We start from the raw sequence: 18,612 nt of genomic DNA on the forward strand, positions 1-18,612 counted from the left end.
AGGCCGTATATATGAACATGGAAATGGGTAAAAGCCAACGGAACCTTAACCCATGGCAAATAAAATGCCTATCCTGTTCATGCATACAGCCAATCATGCGTACAGGGCAAGCTGTCGTATCAGCCTGCCTGCCCTGGTGGCTATGTGGGTAATCCTTTACCTTTGCCACGCTTTGTACAGTAGTTGCATAAATTTACTCAGTCAAGGTGCCGTCCCGGTAGGCTTGCATGGCGGCCTCGAGCTCGTGGCGTGAGTTCATCACGAAGGGGCCGTAATGTGCAATGGGCTCGCGGTGCGGCGTGCCGCGCAGGAGAAGGGCGCCTGCCGAGCCCGTTGCGCTCAGTGTCAATGCGTCGCCGGCATCGAGGATGGCGAGGTGGCCGGCGGTTACCGGCTGTTCGCCTACATCGAGGGTGCCGCGATAGACGTAGACCAGCAGGGTGTCATCGGTGAGCCCCATCAGTTGCAGGGTGCCGCCTTCGAAGCGCGCATCGGCGACTGCGGCGTTGCCTGCCAGGGCATCCAGGGGGCCGTCGATTTCTGCCGACGCATCCTGCCAATGGCCGCCGAGTGCGATCAACGTGGCGCCATCCGCGTCGAGACGAGGCATTTCCTGCGCGCGAATATCGCGGTAGGTGGCGGGGCTGAGCTTGTCACGCGCCGGCAGATTGATCCACAGCTGAAAGGCGTGCAGGCCCTGGGCGTCGGTCAGGGGCATTTCCGAATGAATCATGCCGCGTCCGGTATGCATCCATTGCGCATCGCCGGCATGGATGGTGCTGCTGTGACCGAGGTGATCCTCGTGCGTCAGCCCGCCATGGATCACATAGGTCAGTGTCTGCATGCCGCGATGAGGATGCGGGGGGAAGCCGCGGATATAGTCGTCCGGCTGGTCGGAGCCCAGCTCGTCGAGCATCAGGAAGGGGTCGAGCCCGCCCTCGAAATCGTGCAGGCGCAGGATCTTGACGCCATCACCGTCTTGGCTGGGGTGGCTGGCGCGGATGTCGCGAATCCGGCGTGGCGTTGTCGTGGCATGGGACATGGAAAATCTCCTTTACTTTTGTCTAGCATTCTAGTTCGGATTTTTCGAAAATTAATCGCATATTGTTGGCTTCTTGCTTCGAGTATTTCGAATGAAAAATGTCACATTGGCGCAATGGCGCATGCTGGCCGCCGTGGTCGATCATGGCGGGTTCGCGCGTGCCGCCGAGGCCGTGCACAAGAGTCCTTCCACGCTCAACCACGCGGTGCACAAGCTCGAGGAGCAATTGGGAATCCGCGTTCTGGAACCGGTGGGACGTCAGGTGCGCTTGACCGAGTCAGGCGCGATGCTGTTGCGGCGTGCCCGCCAGTTGCTGGAAAGCGCCGAAGCCCTCGAGGATGTCGCCGGGCGTCTGGCCGAAGGGCTCGAAGCCGAGGTCGTGCTCGCGGTGGACCAGATCTTCCCGCCGGATGCCTTGGCGCATGCGCTGGATGCCGTCTCGCGGGAATATCCGCATGTCCGCGTTCAGCTGCATGAAACCGTGCTCAATGGCGGCATCGAAATGCTCTATGACGGGCGCGCCGACCTGGTGGTATCGGGTATCGCCGCGCAAGGATTTCTGGGCGAGCCCCTGGTCAACGTGACGTTCCTGGCGGTATCGCATCCCGACCATCCCTTGCAGCATCTGGGGCGCGAGCTCGATTTGCGCGATCTGGAGCAGCATCGCCAGCTGGTGGTGCGCGACTCGGCCCTCCGCCAGTCGATGGATGCCGGGTGGCTCAAGGCCGAGCAGCGCTGGACGCTGAGTCATCTGGAGACCTCGCTCGACATGTTGTGCCGGGGGCTGGGGTTCGCCTGGATGCCGACGACCCGCATTCGGGATGCCTTGCGCCAGGGCACGCTGGTGCCGCTGCCGCTCACCGTGGGAGGGCGTCGCGAGGTGCCGATACAGTTGATCTTCCGCGATCGGGATCGTGCAGGACCGGCGACACGCGCGACGGCACGCTCACTGCATGATGCGGTGGCGCGCTGCTGTGACGAGCATTCGACAGAAACGAACGGTCGGGCCACTTAAATGCGCTTGAGCTTCGATGGCATCGTTTTATGCTGAGCGCTGTCGAGAGTGGTCGTGCGTCGCCCACTCGTTTTCCGATGACGCATTCATTGCGTTCCGAACCGAGAGGGAGCACATGGCATGGGACTGTTGATCGACGGTCGCTGGCACGATCAGTGGTACGACACCAAGAAGCACGGCGGCGAGTTCGTGCGCGAGTCGGCCAAGCTGCGCGATTGGGTCACGGCGGACGGGTCGCCGGGGCCGGAAGGGCAGCCGGGGCTGGTTGCCGAGCCGGGGCGTTTTCATCTCTACGTCTCGCTGGCTTGCCCCTGGGCGCATCGCACCTTGATCATGCGCAAGCTCAAGGGGCTGGAGGACATGATCGGCGTGTCGCATACCAGCCCGTTGATGCTGGCCAACGGCTGGACGTATGCCACCGATGAAGGCTCCAGCGGCGACCCGCTCAATGGCGTCGATTACCACCACCAGCTGTATACGCTGACCGATCCGCAGTATACCGGTCGGGTCACGGTGCCGGCGCTGTGGGATCGCCGGACCGGACGCATCGTCAACAACGAGTCCGCCGAGCTGGTGCGCATGCTGGGCAGCGCCTTCGATGACCTGACCGGCAATCGCCTGGATTTCTACCCCGAGGATCTGCGCGAGACCATCGATGCCGTCAATGCCGATGTCTACGATCACGTCAACAACGGCGTCTACAAGGCCGGCTTCGCAACGGATCAGAAGGTCTACGACAAGCACGTCGCGGCCCTGTTCGCGGCCCTCGACCGGCTCGAGGCGCGTCTCGAGGCAGGCCGCTATCTCGCCGGGGAGTGGCTCACCGAGGCGGACATTCGACTCTTCACCACGCTGGTGCGCTTCGATGCCGTCTATCACGGACACTTCAAGTGCAATCTGCGGCGTATCGAGGACTACCCCAATCTGTCGAATTATCTGCGCGAGCTGTACCAGTGGCCGGGCATCGCCGAGACCGTGAGCTTCGATCACATCAAGCGCCACTATTATTACAGCCACGACACCATCAATCCGACGCGCATCGTCCCCCAGGGGCCGGTACTCGATCTCATGCGACCGCATGATCGCGAGCGCTTGCCCGGTCGAGGCATTCGCGGCGCCTGAGGCGCCGGCTGTCCACCCCGGGGTGCTGTCAGTCGCCGCGTGCCCGGGCGCGTGTCAGCCAGCGGTCGAGTGCATTGGCGAAGGTGCGGCGCTCGACATCGCCGTAGGGCTTGGGGCCGCCGGTATGCTCGCCGCTGGCGCGCAGTGTCTCCATGAAGTCGCGCATCTGGACCTGGGCGCGGATCCCGTCGCGGGTCAGCGCTTCGCCGCGGTTGGTGATGACGTCTGCGCCACGGCCCAGGGCGGCTTCCGCCAGTGGCAGGTCGGCAGTAACGACCAGGTCGCCCGCGGCCACCCGATCGACGATCGCATCGTCGGCGGCGTCGAAGCCCCCGGGTACGGCCAGCGCGCTGACCCAGGCCGAGGGCGGCAGGGGCAGGCGATGGTTGGCCACGAAATGCGTCGGGGTCCGGGTGCGTTCGGCGGCACGCACGATGACTTCGCGGGCATGGCGCGGACAGGCGTCGGCGTCGATCCACAGCGTCGGCATAGATAGAGGCTTCCTCGGGAGTCGTCGGGTTCGATGAACGAATTAATTTGGGCAAAGCCATTGGTCAATGGTAGTATGCCACCTCCTCGCATGTGTTGACCCCTCCATCCTGTATTCGTCCCTGTGCGATGTGCCTTCCACCGAGTGTGGATTGGACCAAAAGGACGTTTCTGCGCAAGGCGCATTGCCCGCTCGCTTCGAGCCGGCCGTGAGAGCGCTTGCCGCATCGATGGCGCGCCAAGACGCGTAAGGTCGCCACAGCTGCCGCTCATGCGGCAGGACGCAGGTGCTGCGACCGGCGCCTTTTGTTTCGATGCCCCAGGCCAAGCGGCCGATGGGCGATGAAGGCGCCTTGAATTTTTCCGCCGGTTCGCGCCGGCTATCCAAGGTGTGACATGACCACGACTCCCGTTGCCTCGCCGACTTTCGCCGAGCTTTCGCTGCCGTCTACCATTCTTTCGACGCTTGAAACCCTAGGCTATGAGACGCCTTCGCTGATTCAGGCCAAAACCATCCCCGCATTGCTCGAAGGCCGCGATGTGCTGGGACAAGCCCAGACCGGTACCGGCAAGACTGCCGCCTTTGCCTTGCCGCTACTGTCGCGTCTCGACCTTCAGCGCCGCGAGCCGCAGGTGCTGGTACTGGCGCCGACGCGCGAGCTGGCCCAGCAGGTGGCCGCTTCCTTCGTCCAATACGGTCGCGGCGTCAAGGGCCTCGAAGTGCTCAGCCTTTGCGGCGGCCAGGAATATCGCGAACAGCTCAGCGGGCTGCGCCGTGGCGCTCAGGTGATCGTCGGCACGCCCGGTCGCGTGATCGACCACCTCGACCGTGGCAGCCTCAAGCTCGACGGACTCAATGCGCTGGTGCTCGACGAAGCCGACGAAATGCTGCGCATGGGCTTCATCGATGACGTCAAGCGCGTGGTCTCCGACACGCCGAAGGATGCGCAGCGCGTGTTCTTCTCGGCCACGCTGCCCGATGAAATCTCGCGCATCGTCAACCATTACCTGGTCGACCCGCTGCGGATCGCCATCGAAACCAAGACCAAGACCGCCGAAGGCATCGAGCAACGCCTGGTGCGCATCGAGGGCGGGGCCAAGCTGGAAGCGTTGTCGCGTCTGCTCGAGGTCGAGCCGGTGGATGCCGCGATCGTCTTCGTGCGTACACGGGCGGCGTGCACCACCCTGGTCGAGCAACTGTTGCTGCGCGGCGTGAATGCGGCGGCACTGTCCGGGGACCTGGACCAGAGCCTGCGCGAACGCACCGTCGAGCGCCTCAAGCGCGGCAAGGTCGACGTCCTGATCGCCACCGATGTCGCCGCGCGCGGCCTCGACGTGCCGCGTATCACCCACGTCTTCAACTATGACCTGCCCCAGGACGCCGAAGCCTACACGCACCGCATCGGGCGTACCGGCCGTGCCGGGCGCACGGGCGTGGCGATCACCTTCGCCGGCGGTCGTGAGCAGCGTCGCGTACGTGACATGGAGCGCGTGACCGGCCAGCAGATGCAGGAAGTCGAGCTGCCGGACGAAGACGCGATTCGTGCCCATCGTAACGAGCTTTTCCGCAAGCGTGTACTGGATACGCTCGCTCGTGGCAGCGACTATCAGCGCGAGTTGATCGACGGCCTGGTGGATGACGGTTACGACCCGGTCGACCTGGCCTGCGCCATGGCCAGCATGGCGCGTTCCGGCGAAGCGCCCATCGGTCGCTTGCCCAAGCCCGGCGAACGCCGCTCGCGTCAGAGCAGCGGCCGCGACGACAAGCCCAACCGTCGCGATCGCGGGCCCAGTGCCGGCATGACGCGTTATCGCGTGTCGGTGGGTCACAAGGATGGCGTCAAGCCCGGCCAGCTGGTCGGGGCGCTGGCCAACGAGGGTGGCATCGACGGCGGCAAGATCGGGCGGATCGACATCCGCAACGCCTTCTCCGTGGTCGAGCTGCCGAATACGCTGCCGGCAGCCGTCCTGTCGCGCATCGCGCAGGCACGCGTGGCGGGTCGTCCGCTGGAGATCGCCGAGGACCATGGTGCGCCGGAGCGCGCGCCCCGTCGGCGCCGTGAAGACGGCGACAGCACGCCGCGCCGTCGCTCGCAGGCATAACCGGGCCGTTCGCGGCCGATGTCGCTTGCCGGTCTCTCGGCAAGCGACCAAGAAAAACGCCCCATGGCCATGCCATGGGGCGTTTTCGTTTGAACGGGGCGTGTCATGCCACGCCCCGGCATGTTGCGTTATCAGCTTTCGCGCTTGCCATCCACCAGGCGCTTGAGTCCCAGGCTGTTGGCTTCCTTGAGCGCTTCGGGCAACAAGGCATCCGACAGGTTCTGGTAGCACACCGGGCGCAGGAAGCGATAGATGGCGGCGCTGCCCACGGAGGTGGTGCGCGAGTCGGACGTGGACGGGAAGGGGCCGCCGTGCACCATGGCATGGCAGACTTCGACGCCGGTGGGCCAACCGTTGGCCATGATGCGACCGGCCTTGCGCTCGAGCACCGGCAGCAGCTTCGCCGCGTCCTGCGTATCGCCTTCATCCATCTGCAGGGTCGCGGTCAACTGGCCTTCGAGGGCCTCGGCCACACGCTTCATTTCATCGAGATCGTTGCAGACCACGACCAGAGACGAGGCACCGAAGACTTCCTCCTGAAGCGACTCGTCGGCCAGCACGTCGGCGCCCTGCGTGGTGAAGAGCCCCGCCTGGCACTGGTTCTCGCCGTCGCCGGTCAGGCCGCGGCTCACTTCGTTGACCTTGGGGTTGCCGGCCAGCTTGGCGACACTCTGCTCATAGGCCGCATGGATGCCCGGTGTCAGCATGGTGTTGGCGGGCACTTCCTTGAGGGCCTTGCCGGCTTCCTCGATGAAGTTGTCCAGCGCGTCGCTCTTGAGGCCTAGCACCAGCCCCGGGTTGGTGCAGAACTGGCCCGCGCCCATGGACAGGGAGCCCACGAACGACTGCGCGAGATCGGTGCCGCGCGCTTCCAGTGCCTTGGGCATCAGGAAGACCGGGTTGATGCTGCTCATCTCGGCGTAGACCGGGATCGGTTCGGGGCGAGACTGTGCCGCCTGCAGCAGCGCCAGGCCACCCTTGCGAGAGCCGGTGAAGCCGACGGCCTTGATGAGGGGATGCTTGACCAGCGCGGTGCCGACGTCGTAACCGGCATCGAAGAGCAGGGAGAACACGCCTTCGGGCATGCCGCACTTCTCGGCGGCGCTCTGGATGGCGCGCGCCACCAGTTCGGACGTACCGGGGTGGGCGGCGTGTGCCTTGACGATCACCGGGCAGCCCGCGGCGAGTGCCGAAGCGGTATCGCCACCGGCCACGGAGAACGCCAGCGGGAAGTTGCTGGCACCGAAGACCGCGACCGGGCCCAGCGCGATATGGCGCTGACGCAGATCGGGACGCGGCAGCGGCGTGCGTTCGGGCAGGGCCGGATCGACGCGTACGTCGAGCCATTCACCGGCACGAACCACGTTGGCGAACAGGCGCAGCTGATTGCAGGTACGCCCCCGTTCGCCTTCGAGGCGCGCGACCGGCAGACCGCTTTCGCTCATCGCACGTTCGATCAGGCCACCACCCAGGTGTTCGATTTCCTCGGCGATGGTTTCCAGGAACTTGGCCCGCGTTTCCAGCGAGGTTTCCCGATATGCATCGAAGGCGTCCCAGGCGAGCTGACAGGCACGTTCGACCTGCTTGCTGTCGGCGCTGAGGAATTCGGGGGGCAGCGTCTCTCCGTTCGAAGGGTCGACGGCTTGGAAGCTGGCGCCGGGGCCGGCTTCGATGGTGTTACCGATAATCTGCTTGCCTTCCAATATCATGGTTGCCTCCTGGCATCGATGGGCATTGCTATGACATGGCGACGCGTGACGCCCGAGTCAAGGGGGGCTTTCGATACGCTCGCCGATGAGGCGTCATCTGGTGACATGATGTCCGCCTCCCGTGTCATGGAGATGAAGCTTGCTTGAGTGTCACGGGCGGGTGCGATGCCCGCCCGTGGGTGTCGCGGGCGCCGGTCAAGCGTCGCGACGGCGCATGAGATAGTCGAACAGGGCACCGCTGCCGAATTGCCAGGGCCGAATGCGGTCGCTGGTGTCGACGCGATTGACCAGGGCGCCGAGCGTGGGGGTGGCGATGGTCACCACATCCTCGAGATGGTGAGTGAAGCCGCTGCCCTGCGTATCGCGATCCTGCGTCGGGGCGAAGAGGGTGCCCAGGAACAGCATGAAACCATCCGGATACTGATGGTGGCTGCCGAGCGTCTGGGCGACGAGATCCAGCGGATCGCGGCTGATCTGGTTCATCGAGCTGACCGCCTCCAGCTGGAAACCGTCCTCGCCCTTGACATCGAGGCTGACCTCCAGCGTCCGTACACTGTCGATGTCGAAGTGGTCGTCGAACAGGCGGACGAAAGGTCCGATGGCGCAGGAAGCGTTGTTGTCCTTGGCCTTGCCCAGCAGCAGGGCGCTTCGACCCTCGACATCGCGCAGGTTGACGTCGTTGCCCAGCGTCGCGCCGCGGACTCGGCCCCGGGAATCCACCGCGAGCACCACCTCGGGTTCGGGGTTGTTCCACTTCGACGCCGGATGGATGCCGATGCGATGGCCCAGGCCGACCGCCGACATGGGCTGGGACTTGGTGAAGACTTCGGCGTCGGGACCGATACCGACTTCCAGGTATTGCGACCACATGCCGAGTTCCACCAGCTTCGCCTTCAGGGCGTCGGCCTCGGCGGAGCCCGGGGTCAGCTGCGACAGGTCGTCGCCAATCAGCGAGGTCACGGTATCGCGCAGCGTGGCGGCCTGCTGGCTGTCGCCACGGGCCTGTTCCTCGATCACTCGCTCCAGCATCGACGCGGCGAAGGTGACGCCGCATGCCTTGATCGCCTGCAGGTCGCAGGGCGCCAGAAGGTGCCAGGTGGCGGGATCGCCTTCTCCCTGGAGCGACGCCTCCAGGCAGTCACTGACCGGCATGATCGGGGCATCCGGCGCCTGGGCGACACGCACCAGGACGTCATCGTACTCCAGCAATGCACTGAAGGTGGGCGCCAACGCACTGATGTCGTGCAGCACGCCGTCGCGTACGGTGACCAGGCGCGGTCCTTGGGCATCGGGATCCCAGAGACGGCCGATCAGGCGATCGTTGCCGGCTTCCTGGGGCAGAAACGGGTGGAATTCGTTCATGAGGGCGCCTTTGGCTTTATCGCATCAGGCCGTAAATGTTGAACATAGGCTGCACATGTTCAACATAGACTTTCGTATACCCGGTGGCGTGCGGCGTGCTGTCGAACGGTGCCGACACGGCCTTCTCGGGCAAGGTGGCCGTCGCCGTCGGCGCTCGAAAAAAATCATGTCAGCAGCGATCTGGCGCCGCTCGTGAGCGTTTCGTATCGGAATGGATCGTCGGGCCTGAAGGACTGGATGGCCACAGGGTGTATCGGGAATAACCATTGGTATATCGGTTTCGGTGTTTTTTGACATTATCAGGTTATTGAAAGAGGCGTTTATGGTGACGGCAACGCTGATGCGACCGTGACTGGAGGAAGACGCATGACCCATAAAAAGCGCCCGCTACGCTCGGCCGAATGGTTCGGCAACGATGACAAGAACGGCTTCATGTACCGCAGCTGGATGAAGAACCAGGGCATTCCCGATCATGAGTTTCGCGGCAAGCCGATCATCGGTATCTGCAACACCTTCTCCGAGCTGACACCGTGCAACGCCCATTTCCGCAAGCTGGCCGAGCACGTCAAGAAGGGGGTGCTCGAAGCCGGCGGCTATCCGGTGGAGTTTCCGGTCTTCTCCAATGGCGAGTCCAATCTGCGTCCCACCGCGATGTTCACGCGCAACCTGGCGAGCATGGATGTCGAGGAAGCCATCCGCGGAAACCCGCTCGACGCCGTGGTGTTGCTGGTGGGGTGCGACAAGACCACGCCGGCTCTGCTGATGGGCGCGGCAAGCTGCGATATCCCCACCATCGTGGTCACCGGCGGTCCGATGCTCAACGGCAAGCACAAGGGGCGTGACATCGGCTCGGGCACGGTCGTCTGGCAGCTCTCCGAGGAGGTCAAGGCCGGCAAGATATCGCTGCATGACTTCATGGCCGCCGAGGCCGGCATGTCGCGCTCCGCCGGCACCTGCAACACCATGGGGACGGCCTCGACCATGGCCTGCATGGCCGAGTCGCTGGGCACCTCGCTGCCGCACAATGCCGCGATTCCTGCCGTCGACTCGCGCCGTTACGTACTGGCGCACCTGTCCGGCAATCGCATCGTCGAGATGGTCGACGAGGACCTCACCCTGTCCAAGGTGCTCACCAAGTCCGCATTCGAGAATGCCATTCGCACCAATGCCGCCATCGGCGGTTCGACCAACGCGGTGATTCACCTCCAGGCCATCGCGGGGCGCATGGGGGTCGATCTCACGCTCGACGACTGGACCCGGGTGGGACGCGGCACCCCGACCATCGTCGATCTGCAGCCCTCCGGCCGTTATCTGATGGAGGAGTTCTATTACGCCGGCGGCCTGCCCGCCGTGCTGCGCCGTCTCGGCGAGGCCGACCGGCTGCCCCACAAGGACGCGCTGACCGTCAACGGCAAGACGCTGTGGGAAAACGTCCAGGACGCGCCGCTCTACAACGATGCCGTGATTCTGCCGCTGGATGCGCCGCTTCGCGAGGATGGCGGAATGTGCGTGATGCGCGGCAATCTCGCGCCCAACGGGGCGGTGCTCAAGCCCTCTGCCGCGACCCCGGCGCTGATGCAGCACCGTGGGCGTGCGGTCGTCTTCGAGAACTTCGACGATTACAAGGCGCGTATCAACGACCCGGATCTCGACGTCACCGCCGACGACATTCTGGTGATGAAGAACTGCGGGCCGCGCGGTTACCACGGCATGGCCGAAGTCGGCAACATGGGGCTGCCCGCCAAGCTGCTCGAGCAAGGCGTCACCGACATGGTGCGGATCTCCGATGCGCGCATGAGCGGCACGGCGTATGGCACCGTGGTACTCCACGTGGCGCCGGAAGCCGCGGCGGGCGGGCCGCTGGCCGCGGTTCGCAACGGCGACTGGATCGCGCTCGACGCCTATTCCGGCAAGTTGCACCTGGAGGTCGACGACGCCGAGATCGCCTCACGGCTGGCCGAGGCGGACCCCACCGCCGAGTCGACGCGCATCGCCAGCACCGGCGGATATCGCCAGCTCTACATCGAGCACGTGCTGCAGGCCGACCAGGGCTGCGATTTCGACTTCCTGGTGGGATGTCGCGGCGCGGAAGTCCCCCGTCACTCGCACTGAGCCGAGTGGCACGGACAGAGCAAGAGGGCGGCCGATCGGTCGCCCTCTTTGCGTATGAGGCAAGAAGACCGGGGCGTGACGAGGCGTCTACGCCTGTTGGAAGACGTCGCGCTTATGGCAGAGGGCGATAGTCAAAGTAGGAGAAGTCCGCGGCTCGGCGCCGGCCACCTAGATCCTGTGCACAGAGTCCCACGAAAGTGCCGGTGAAACGTATGTAATCGGCAGCATCATCGGAAAGATGGCGGATATCGATCACGTCGCCAATGGTGCGCCACGCCTCATCGACTGACGCAACGTGGAACTGCAGCCGTTCGTTGTGGATCGTTGCCATCAAGCGAATCGGGCCTTCCGGGAGTGCGACTCTCTCCGTCAGCAGCTCATCGTATTGGCCATGGCGGGACTCGATGATGCCGAGACATCTTCCCCGTGCCTCATGATGCGTGACACACAAGTAGGCATAATCGGTCGTATCGTAATAGATGATCAGCCCTGCCATCTGTTGAAAATTTTCCGGCGAATACTCGAGTTGGGTTTCGATCTCGACATGGAAGTCGGTCAGTCGTCTTGCCAGCAGGCTTTGGCGATGCATCGACTGCATCGATTCGCCCCCTTTGAGACGCAAGAAACCAGGACGTTCGGAGAGCGATATCCAGTCCTCGCCGAAGGGTCGCCGTAGTGAATTCCAGTAGCCCTTCAGCTCGGGAGAAGAGAATTCATCCCGATCGTTTTCCATCGGCATGGGGTGGGGCGGTAGCTTCGGTGCCTCTACGTTGATGCTGGGGTGAGGACCATCCATGACACGTAGCCATCCGTCCTGGGTCCAGTGACATTTTTGGATGGCCGTTTCGCGTCCGAGAATGCATTTGTCCTCCACGACCGGGCGAGCGCATAGATGGGCCATATACCACTCTCCGTTTTGTGTCTCGACGAGGCTGGCATGCCCTGCCTTCTGCAATTGCCCTGCCTGACCTGGATCGGAAGTCAGGACTGGGTTGTCGGGATCGACTTCGTAGGGCCCCAGCAGGGAAGCTGATCGCGCAACCGTGACGGCGTGAGTGTATCCGGTACCGCCTTCGGCCGTGATCAGATAATAATATCCGTTGCGCTTGTAGAGGTGAGGCGCTTCCGTTACGCCGAGTCGAGTCCCTTTGAAGATGTTGTGCACGGGCCCCGTCAGAGATTGACTGATCCTGTCGTAACGCTGGAGTGCGATGCCAGCGAAAGCGTTTTCCCCCTGGCGGAAATCCCAGATCATGTTCAGAAGCCAGCTCGAGCCATCATCATCATGAAACAGGGAAGGGTCGAAGCCACTACTGTTCAGATAGACGGGGTCGGACCAGGGCCCTTCGATATTCTCGGCGGTGACGAGATAGTTATGTGTATCCTTGAAAGCGCCTTTTCGGCTTTTGACATCGGTATAGATCAGGTAGAAGACTCCATCGGCATGGCTCAAGCAGGGTGCCCAGACACCGCCCGAGTCGATGTTGCCAACCATGTCGAGCTGAGTAGTTCGCGTCAGCGGATACGTGAGCAACCGCCAATGCACCAGATCTCTGGAATGGTGGATTTGCACGCCGGGAAACCACTCGAACGTGGACACCGCGATATAATAGTCGTCGTCTACGCGTAGCATCGAGGGATCCGGGTGATACCCAGGCAAGACGGGATTGGTAATGATCGCCATATGATCGGCTTCCTTGTTGCCAAGCGGTATGAACTCAAGCTCTTGCCTTGAGATCCTCGATGATGCTCGGATAGCGTTTATCAAGATCGTAAAAAAGCATGAGTACGATAAGAAGCACGCAAAGCGCGAGCGGCAGATAAATGAACAGCGTCTGGATCGATAGCAAGGCCGTTGCGCTCTGTTCACCACCCCCGCCGACATAACCACCGAACGCCAGTACCCAGCCAATGAGGGCCGTACCCAGGCCGCTGCCGACCTTGATGCCCATGCTGCCGCCGCTATACACCATGCCTTCGTTGCGGATGCCGGTCTTCCATTCGCCGTACTCGATGGTATCGCCGAGGATGGCAAACATGCTGCCATTGATCGGTGCCTTGCCGATGCCTCGAATAATGGTGCCGGCGATGATTAGCGTTACATTGCTGAGATCGATCAACATCACGAGATATCCGAAAATGGTGATCAATTCGCCGACGATGATGGCGTTACGTTTACCGTAACGCTTGGTTAGCGGAGCCACGCAGGCCATCCCCACGAGGATGAAGGCGATATAGGCCGTGGTGACGATTCCCACCATCCAGGTATCGTCCAGAATGTATTCCGCGTAATAGACCACGGCACCGGAGTTGAGCGCGTTGAAGATATAGGTCATCAGGATGAAAGAGGTCGCCAGCGCCCAATACCGGTTCTTGCATAGTGTCAGCAGGCTTTCCTTGAGTGAGACGGTAGAATCCCGTTGGCGTTGACTGGCAGGTTTGACGCGCTCGCGTGTCGTCTTGAAGGTAAAGATGAAAAGCGCAGTACCGATCGATCCAAAAATCATGAAGGTCACGACCCACCCGAATTGTCCTCCGCCGAGCAATGTCGCGACAGGTAGCGTCAGATTGCTGACCAGCAAGACCCCCACGAGGGCCAGACTCATGCGGTAGACGTTCAGCAACGAACGTTGATATTGATCCTGGGTGATCAGCGAGTTCATCGTCCCGTAGGGAACGTTGAGCCCTGTATATACGAGACATACCACGTTGTAGGTCACGGCAATGTAGACCACTTGCCAGAAGGGAGAAACGTCGGGTACGGCAAAGAGCATGACCGCTGACAGCGCGAAGGGAACTGCCAGCCACAACAGCCAGGGTCTCGCCTTGCCATGCCGAGAGCGTGTCTTGTCGATGACATATCCCATGGCGATGTCAGATACGCCGTCGAACACCCGTGAAAACAGCATGATCGAACCGATGATGCCGGCGGCGACACCGATGACATCCGTGTAGTAATACACGATGAAGATGCTCATTGCCTGCCAGATGAAATTGCTTGCCAGATCGCCACAGCCATAGCCGATCTTTTCGAGAAGGCCGATCTTTTCGGCTGATGTCGCTGGAGAAGCGGTAGACGCTGCGTGCTCGCCAGGAACGGTTGAAGTCTGTGAGCTTGCCGACATGGTGGACCTCGTTGTCATGGAAGAGGCGCATGGACCTCGAGTTGTCTTAAGACGCCATGGCGTCATGCCTAACGACTACCTGCGTATCCATTCAGGAGGGGGAAAGGTCTTTAGTTTTGAGTTTTAACTAAGTTGATGTTTGTGGATTAAGAAGACGGTTGCCATTATACGTTGGTCATAAAATCGTAACTAATTGAAACAAATCCAATGTAATCGTGGTCTGACAGGTTCCAGCCAGCGCCGTCATGCGTGGGAATACGGAAACGCTTTGAACCAAGTGATGGCGAGCAAGGTGATGGAGACGGGTGTGGAACCCGTAGGGGACGAAGGCATCAGCCTGGCCCCGGGACCTGGCAGGCTGTTCCAGGGCCACCGGGGGCAGTGAGGCTTGTCGTGACGCGCCTGTATGTTGAACATATCATCCTTTTGTTCAACATACAGGCCGTCTGCTATGAATTACGCTGACAGCAAGGCATGGCCTTTTTTCGAAAACGAGTGTCATTGAGCAAAGGCGTCAGATCATGAACGATCACAAGATCACCCCCGACCAGCTGCGCTCGCGCTGGTGGTTCGACAACCCCGAGCATCCGGGAACCACCGCGCTGTGCATCGAACGCTACATGAACTACGGCCTGACCTTGGAAGAGCTCAAGAGCGGCAAGCCGATCATCGGCATTGCCCAGTCGGGCTCCGACTTGACGCCTTGCAACCGTCATCACATCGAGCTGGTGAAGCGCGTCAAGGACGGTATCCGTGCGGCGGGGGGCGTGCCGTTCGAGTTTCCGCTGCACCCGATTCACGAGAACGTGCGTCGACCCACCGCGGCGCTGGATCGCAACCTGGCGTACCTGGGGCTGGTGGAAGTGCTGCATGGCTACCCGCTCGATGGCGTGGTGTTGACCACCGGCTGCGACAAGACCACGCCGGCGTGCTTGATGGCCGCCGCGACCGTCAACATCCCGGCGATCGTGCTCTCCGGTGGACCGATGCTCAACGGCTGGCGCGGCAGTCAGGAACGCGTGGGCTCGGGCACCATCATCTGGGAGCTGCGCAAGCGTCTCGCGGCGGGCGATATCGACTACGAGGAATTCCTGTCCCGGGCCACCGACTCGGCGCCTTCCATCGGTCACTGCAATACCATGGGCACCGCGTCGACGATGAACTCCATGGCCGAGGCGCTGGGCATGAGCCTGCCCGGCTCGGCGATGATCCCGGCGCCTTACAAGGAGCGCTCGATGGTCGCCTATCAGACCGGGACGCGCATCGTCGACATGGTGTGGGAAGATCTGCGCCCGCTGGACATCCTCACGCGTGAGGCGTGCGAGAACGCCATCGTGGTGTGTTCGGCGCTGGGCGGTTCCTCCAACGCGCCGGTGCACATCAACGCCATCGCCCGTCATGCCGGCGTCGAGTTGACCAACGACGACTGGCAACGGCTGGGCCATGACGTGCCGCTGCTGGCCAATGTCATGCCCGCGGGTGCGTATCTGTCGGAGGAATTCCACCGTGCCGGTGGCGTTCCCGCGGTACTCAGCGAGCTGCTCAAGGCGGGGCGCGTGCATGGCGACGTGCCGACGGTCAACGGCAGGACGCTGGCGGAGAACGTCGCCGGGCGTGAAACCCTGGACGACGACATCATCCGCCGCTACGACAATCCTCTGGTCGAGGCTGCCGGCTTCATCAACCTCAAGGGCAACCTGTTCGACTCGGCGTTGATGAAGACCAGCGTGATCGCCAGCGACTTCCGGCAGCGTTTCCTGAGCCGTGCCGAGGATCCCGATGCCTTCGAAGGGCGGGTCGTGGTGTTCGACGGCTCCGAGGACTACCACGCACGGATCGACGATCCGGCCCTCGAGGTCGACGAGAACACCATTCTGGTGATGCGCGGGGCCGGCCCCGTGGGGCACCCCGGCAGCGCCGAGGTCGTCAACATGCAGCCGCCGGAAGCCTTGATCAAGCAGGGGATCGAATCGCTGCCGTGTCTCGGCGACGGGCGCCAGTCGGGTACCTCGGGCTCGCCGTCGATTCTCAACGCCGCGCCGGAAGCTGCCGTGGGCGGTGGCCTGGCGTTGCTGGAAACGGGCGATCGGGTGCGTATCGATCTCAAGCGCGGGGAGGCCAACCTGCTCGTCGACGACGCCGAATTGTCCCGTCGTCGCCAGGCGCTGGCATCGCGCGGCGGGTACATTTATCCGGTGGATCAAACGCCCTGGCAGGAAATCCAGCGCGGCATGGTCGAGCAGCTCGATCGCGGCATGACCCTGGGCCCGGCGACCAAGTATCGGGATGTCGCACGTCAGAGTCCGCCCCGGGACAATCACTGAGCGGCAGGCCGCTGGACCGACACGGGCTTCGCATGGCGAAGCCCGTTTTACATCTGGTACCCGAAGGCGTGCTGTCGCGTCCGGCGTCAGGTCGGCGAGAGCAGCTCGGCGTTATGCCCGAGCGGTGTCTCGGGGATTTCCAGTCCCAGTGCGCTGGCGGTGCCGGCGAGCACGGCCTGGGCGGCCAGGAATGCCTCGTGGGGGCGGCGTGCGCGAATGCTTTCCATCAGCAGGCGGTGGCGCTCCAGACTCTGGGCGGGGTCGCTGGCACTGACGTTCGAGGTTTCGATCAGCAGCAGGATCGACGGCCGCAGGATATGCGAGAGCTGGGACCACACGATATTGTGCGTGGCCTTGAAGATCGCCACGTGGAAGGCGATGTCGTAATCGCTGTGCAGGCGCCCACTGTCGTTCGACGTGGGGTCGTTCAGGTCGCTGCCCATGCCGTTGAAGGCCTCTTCGATGGCGACCAGGTCGTGCGCCGTGGCACGCTTGGCGGCGGTCATCGCCACGTAGGGCTCGACATCCAGGCGGAAGGCCAGAATCTCGCGCTGCACGCCAGGATTGGGCGCGGCGTAGCGCGTCATCCACTCGGTGACCTGCGCATCGAGGATGTTCCAGTCCGAATATTCCCGGACTTTCGAGCCATGACCGGAAATGCGTTCGATGATCCCGGCATCGACCAGCTGGCGCAGGTCGCTGCGCACCGCCGAGCGATTGAGGGCGAAGCGCTCGCACAGGTCGACTTCGCGCGGCACGAAGTCCCCCGGTTGGTACTCGCCGGAGAAGATCTCCTGGGCCAGCGCCTCGGCGACGCTGGGACGTTTTCGGGATGGGGTCTGCTTACTCTTCACGTGACATCGTTCCGAACCGTTTGGGCCACGCTGGCATATGTCGAACATTTCGACAAGGCGCCGATGGTAGAGGTTCTCGCGATGGCGGTGCCGCGACGTCAGTCGATACTTGCCAGGCGCTGGCCGAGCGCCGCCATGAAGGCATCCGCCGCCTCGAGTTGCGCCACCTCCAGGTATTCGTCGGGCTGGTGTGCCTGGGCGATGCTGCCGGGGCCGCAAATCACCGTGGGCAGGCCGGCGCGTTGGAATTGCCCCGCTTCGGTGGCATAGGCCACGGCTTCGCTGTCGGTGGCGCCGAGCAGCGACTGGCATAACGTCACCGCCGCCCGGTTGTCGCGGTCGGCCAGGGCGGGCACGGTCTCGGTCAAGTGCTCGGTGTGAATGGCGATCTGCGGCGCGCGCGGGCGCAAGTCGTGGATCAATGACTCGGCGTAGTGCTGGAAGCGCTCGAACAGGGCCTCGAAGCCGTCCGTCGGCAGGTGACGGATCTCCCAGTCGAAATGACACTCGCGCGCCATGATGTTGATCGCCGTGCCGCCCTGGATCTTGCCCACATGCAGGCTGGAATGGGGGACGTTGAAGAGCGGGTCGACACGCCCCTCGCTGACCAGTTCCGCCATGATGTCCTCGATGCGGGTCACCAGGCGGGCGGCCACATGGACGGCGGACACCCCCTGGTGCACCTGGCTGGAATGCGCCTCGCGGCCTGTGACCGTGGTGCGCAGGTTGGTGATGCCTTTCTGGGCCACCACCGGCGCCATCAGCGTGGGCTCGCCGACGATGACCGCCGCCGGCGTCGGCGCATCGGCCATCAGACGTTCGATCAGGCGGGGCGCGCCCAGGCAGCCTACTTCCTCGTCGTAGGAAAACGCCAGATAGACGGGCCGTTGCAGATCGCTGGCCTGCCACTGGGGTACCTGCGCCAGTGCGCTGGCGATGAAGCCCTTCATGTCGCAGCTGCCGCGCCCATAGAGGCGGCCGTCGCCTTTGTCGGTCAGGGTGAAGGGATCGCTGCTCCAGGGCTGGCCATCCACCGGTACCACGTCGGTATGCCCGGACAGCACCACGCCCCCCGCAACCTCGGGGCCGATGCGGGCCAGCAGGTTGGCCTTGCTGCCGTCATCGTTGTCGATGCGGGTAAAGGGCACGTCGTGCTCGGCGAGATAACGTTCGATGAAGGCGATCAGTTCCAGGTTGGAGTGACGCGAGACGGTATCGAAGCCAACCAGGCGTTCGAGCAGGGCAGTGGTGTCGGACACGGCGGCCTCCCGGCGGGGATGTGTTGCGCCAGCCTAGCATGCCCGTGCTTTGACGCCACCAGCGCTTTGCCCCATCTTGAAAGGGTTCATTCACCC

General features: G+C 63.1%; 13 protein-coding genes. 5 read left to right on the forward strand and 8 right to left on the reverse strand.

Features of this window, described 5'->3' with window-relative positions; translation table 11 throughout:
- Window positions 1–193 precede the first annotated feature (193 nt).
- A complete protein-coding gene (locus CSAL_RS05780; protein WP_011506437.1) occupies window positions 194–1,042 on the reverse strand; it encodes a pirin family protein in 849 nt (282 codons plus the stop codon).
- A gap of 91 nt (window positions 1,043–1,133) precedes the next feature.
- On the opposite strand from CSAL_RS05780, the gene CSAL_RS05785 reads away from it, so the two are divergent.
- Entirely contained in the window at window positions 1,134–2,057 is a 924-nt protein-coding gene (locus CSAL_RS05785) for a LysR family transcriptional regulator (RefSeq protein ID WP_011506438.1), read from the forward strand.
- A gap of 120 nt (window positions 2,058–2,177) precedes the next feature.
- Window positions 2,178–3,179 carry a glutathione S-transferase family protein gene (locus tag CSAL_RS05790; protein ID WP_011506439.1) on the forward strand — a complete coding sequence of 334 codons (1,002 nt, stop codon included), beginning with the start codon at window positions 2,178–2,180 and terminating at the stop codon, window positions 3,177–3,179.
- Window positions 3,180–3,207: 28 nt separating this feature from the next.
- Here CSAL_RS05790 and CSAL_RS05795 read toward each other — a convergent pair whose 3' ends face one another.
- Window positions 3,208–3,669 (reverse strand): YaiI/YqxD family protein, encoded by a 462-nt coding sequence (locus tag CSAL_RS05795; RefSeq protein ID WP_011506440.1) that lies wholly within the window; start codon window positions 3,667–3,669, stop codon window positions 3,208–3,210.
- Window positions 3,670–4,064: 395 nt separating this feature from the next.
- Here CSAL_RS05795 and CSAL_RS05800 point away from each other — a divergent pair, with 395 nt between their 5' ends.
- Entirely contained in the window at window positions 4,065–5,771 is a 1,707-nt protein-coding gene (locus CSAL_RS05800; protein WP_011506441.1) for a DEAD/DEAH box helicase, read from the forward strand.
- A 131-nt stretch (window positions 5,772–5,902) separates the two neighbouring features.
- Here the strand turns inward: CSAL_RS05800 and CSAL_RS05805 are convergent, their stop codons facing one another.
- Together CSAL_RS05805 and CSAL_RS05810 are read right to left on the reverse strand one after the other, a co-directional pair.
- Complete coding sequence (locus CSAL_RS05805; RefSeq protein WP_011506442.1) at window positions 5,903–7,480, reverse strand: aldehyde dehydrogenase (NADP(+)); 1,578 nt, start codon at window positions 7,478–7,480, stop codon at window positions 5,903–5,905.
- Between the two features lie 195 nt (window positions 7,481–7,675).
- A complete protein-coding gene (locus CSAL_RS05810) occupies window positions 7,676–8,842 on the reverse strand; it encodes a fumarylacetoacetate hydrolase family protein (RefSeq protein WP_011506443.1) in 1,167 nt (388 codons plus the stop codon).
- A gap of 366 nt (window positions 8,843–9,208) precedes the next feature.
- On the opposite strand from CSAL_RS05810, the gene CSAL_RS05815 reads away from it, so the two are divergent.
- Window positions 9,209–10,954, forward strand: coding sequence for an IlvD/Edd family dehydratase (locus CSAL_RS05815; RefSeq protein ID WP_011506444.1), 1,746 nt, complete (start codon window positions 9,209–9,211; stop codon window positions 10,952–10,954).
- Window positions 10,955–11,066: 112 nt separating this feature from the next.
- Here CSAL_RS05815 and CSAL_RS05820 read toward each other — a convergent pair whose 3' ends face one another.
- Window positions 11,067–12,638 carry a glycoside hydrolase family 43 protein gene (locus CSAL_RS05820; RefSeq protein WP_011506445.1) on the reverse strand — a complete coding sequence of 524 codons (1,572 nt, stop codon included), beginning with the start codon at window positions 12,636–12,638 and terminating at the stop codon, window positions 11,067–11,069.
- Window positions 12,639–12,672: 34 nt separating this feature from the next.
- Window positions 12,673–14,079 carry an MFS transporter gene (locus CSAL_RS05825; RefSeq protein WP_011506446.1) on the reverse strand — a complete coding sequence of 469 codons (1,407 nt, stop codon included), beginning with the start codon at window positions 14,077–14,079 and terminating at the stop codon, window positions 12,673–12,675.
- Window positions 14,080–14,600: 521 nt separating this feature from the next.
- On the opposite strand from CSAL_RS05825, the gene CSAL_RS05830 reads away from it, so the two are divergent.
- Window positions 14,601–16,403 carry an IlvD/Edd family dehydratase gene (locus CSAL_RS05830; protein ID WP_011506447.1) on the forward strand — a complete coding sequence of 601 codons (1,803 nt, stop codon included), beginning with the start codon at window positions 14,601–14,603 and terminating at the stop codon, window positions 16,401–16,403.
- Between the two features lie 86 nt (window positions 16,404–16,489).
- On the opposite strand, the gene CSAL_RS05835 is transcribed toward CSAL_RS05830, so the two are convergent.
- Entirely contained in the window at window positions 16,490–17,257 is a 768-nt protein-coding gene (locus tag CSAL_RS05835; RefSeq protein WP_035410729.1) for a FadR/GntR family transcriptional regulator, read from the reverse strand.
- 98 nt (window positions 17,258–17,355) lie between these two features.
- Window positions 17,356–18,516, reverse strand: a complete 1,161-nt coding sequence (gene argE, locus CSAL_RS05840) for an acetylornithine deacetylase (RefSeq protein ID WP_011506449.1) — start codon at window positions 18,514–18,516, stop codon at window positions 17,356–17,358.
- Window positions 18,517–18,612 lie beyond the last annotated feature (96 nt).

This window comes from Chromohalobacter israelensis DSM 3043 (assembly GCF_000055785.1).
Taxonomy (GTDB): domain Bacteria; phylum Pseudomonadota; class Gammaproteobacteria; order Pseudomonadales; family Halomonadaceae; genus Chromohalobacter; species Chromohalobacter israelensis.

What these genes read in the sequence shown, in the direction of transcription:
- CSAL_RS05815 (WP_011506444.1), top strand. Translation starts at nt 9,209, where the DNA reads ATGACCCATAAAAAGCGCCCGCTACGCTCGGCCGAATGGTTCGGCAAC.
- CSAL_RS05785 (WP_011506438.1), top strand. Translation starts at nt 1,134, where the DNA reads ATGAAAAATGTCACATTGGCGCAATGGCGCATGCTGGCCGCCGTGGTC.
- CSAL_RS05825 (WP_011506446.1), bottom strand. Translation starts at nt 14,079, where the DNA reads ATGTCGGCAAGCTCACAGACTTCAACCGTTCCTGGCGAGCACGCAGCG.
- CSAL_RS05780 (WP_011506437.1), bottom strand. Translation starts at nt 1,042, where the DNA reads ATGTCCCATGCCACGACAACGCCACGCCGGATTCGCGACATCCGCGCC.
- CSAL_RS05790 (WP_011506439.1), top strand. Translation starts at nt 2,178, where the DNA reads ATGGGACTGTTGATCGACGGTCGCTGGCACGATCAGTGGTACGACACC.
- CSAL_RS05800 (WP_011506441.1), top strand. Translation starts at nt 4,065, where the DNA reads ATGACCACGACTCCCGTTGCCTCGCCGACTTTCGCCGAGCTTTCGCTG.
- CSAL_RS05805 (WP_011506442.1), bottom strand. Translation starts at nt 7,480, where the DNA reads ATGATATTGGAAGGCAAGCAGATTATCGGTAACACCATCGAAGCCGGC.
- CSAL_RS05820 (WP_011506445.1), bottom strand. Translation starts at nt 12,638, where the DNA reads ATGGCGATCATTACCAATCCCGTCTTGCCTGGGTATCACCCGGATCCC.
- CSAL_RS05810 (WP_011506443.1), bottom strand. Translation starts at nt 8,842, where the DNA reads ATGAACGAATTCCACCCGTTTCTGCCCCAGGAAGCCGGCAACGATCGC.
- CSAL_RS05830 (WP_011506447.1), top strand. Translation starts at nt 14,601, where the DNA reads ATGAACGATCACAAGATCACCCCCGACCAGCTGCGCTCGCGCTGGTGG.
- CSAL_RS05795 (WP_011506440.1), bottom strand. Translation starts at nt 3,669, where the DNA reads ATGCCGACGCTGTGGATCGACGCCGACGCCTGTCCGCGCCATGCCCGC.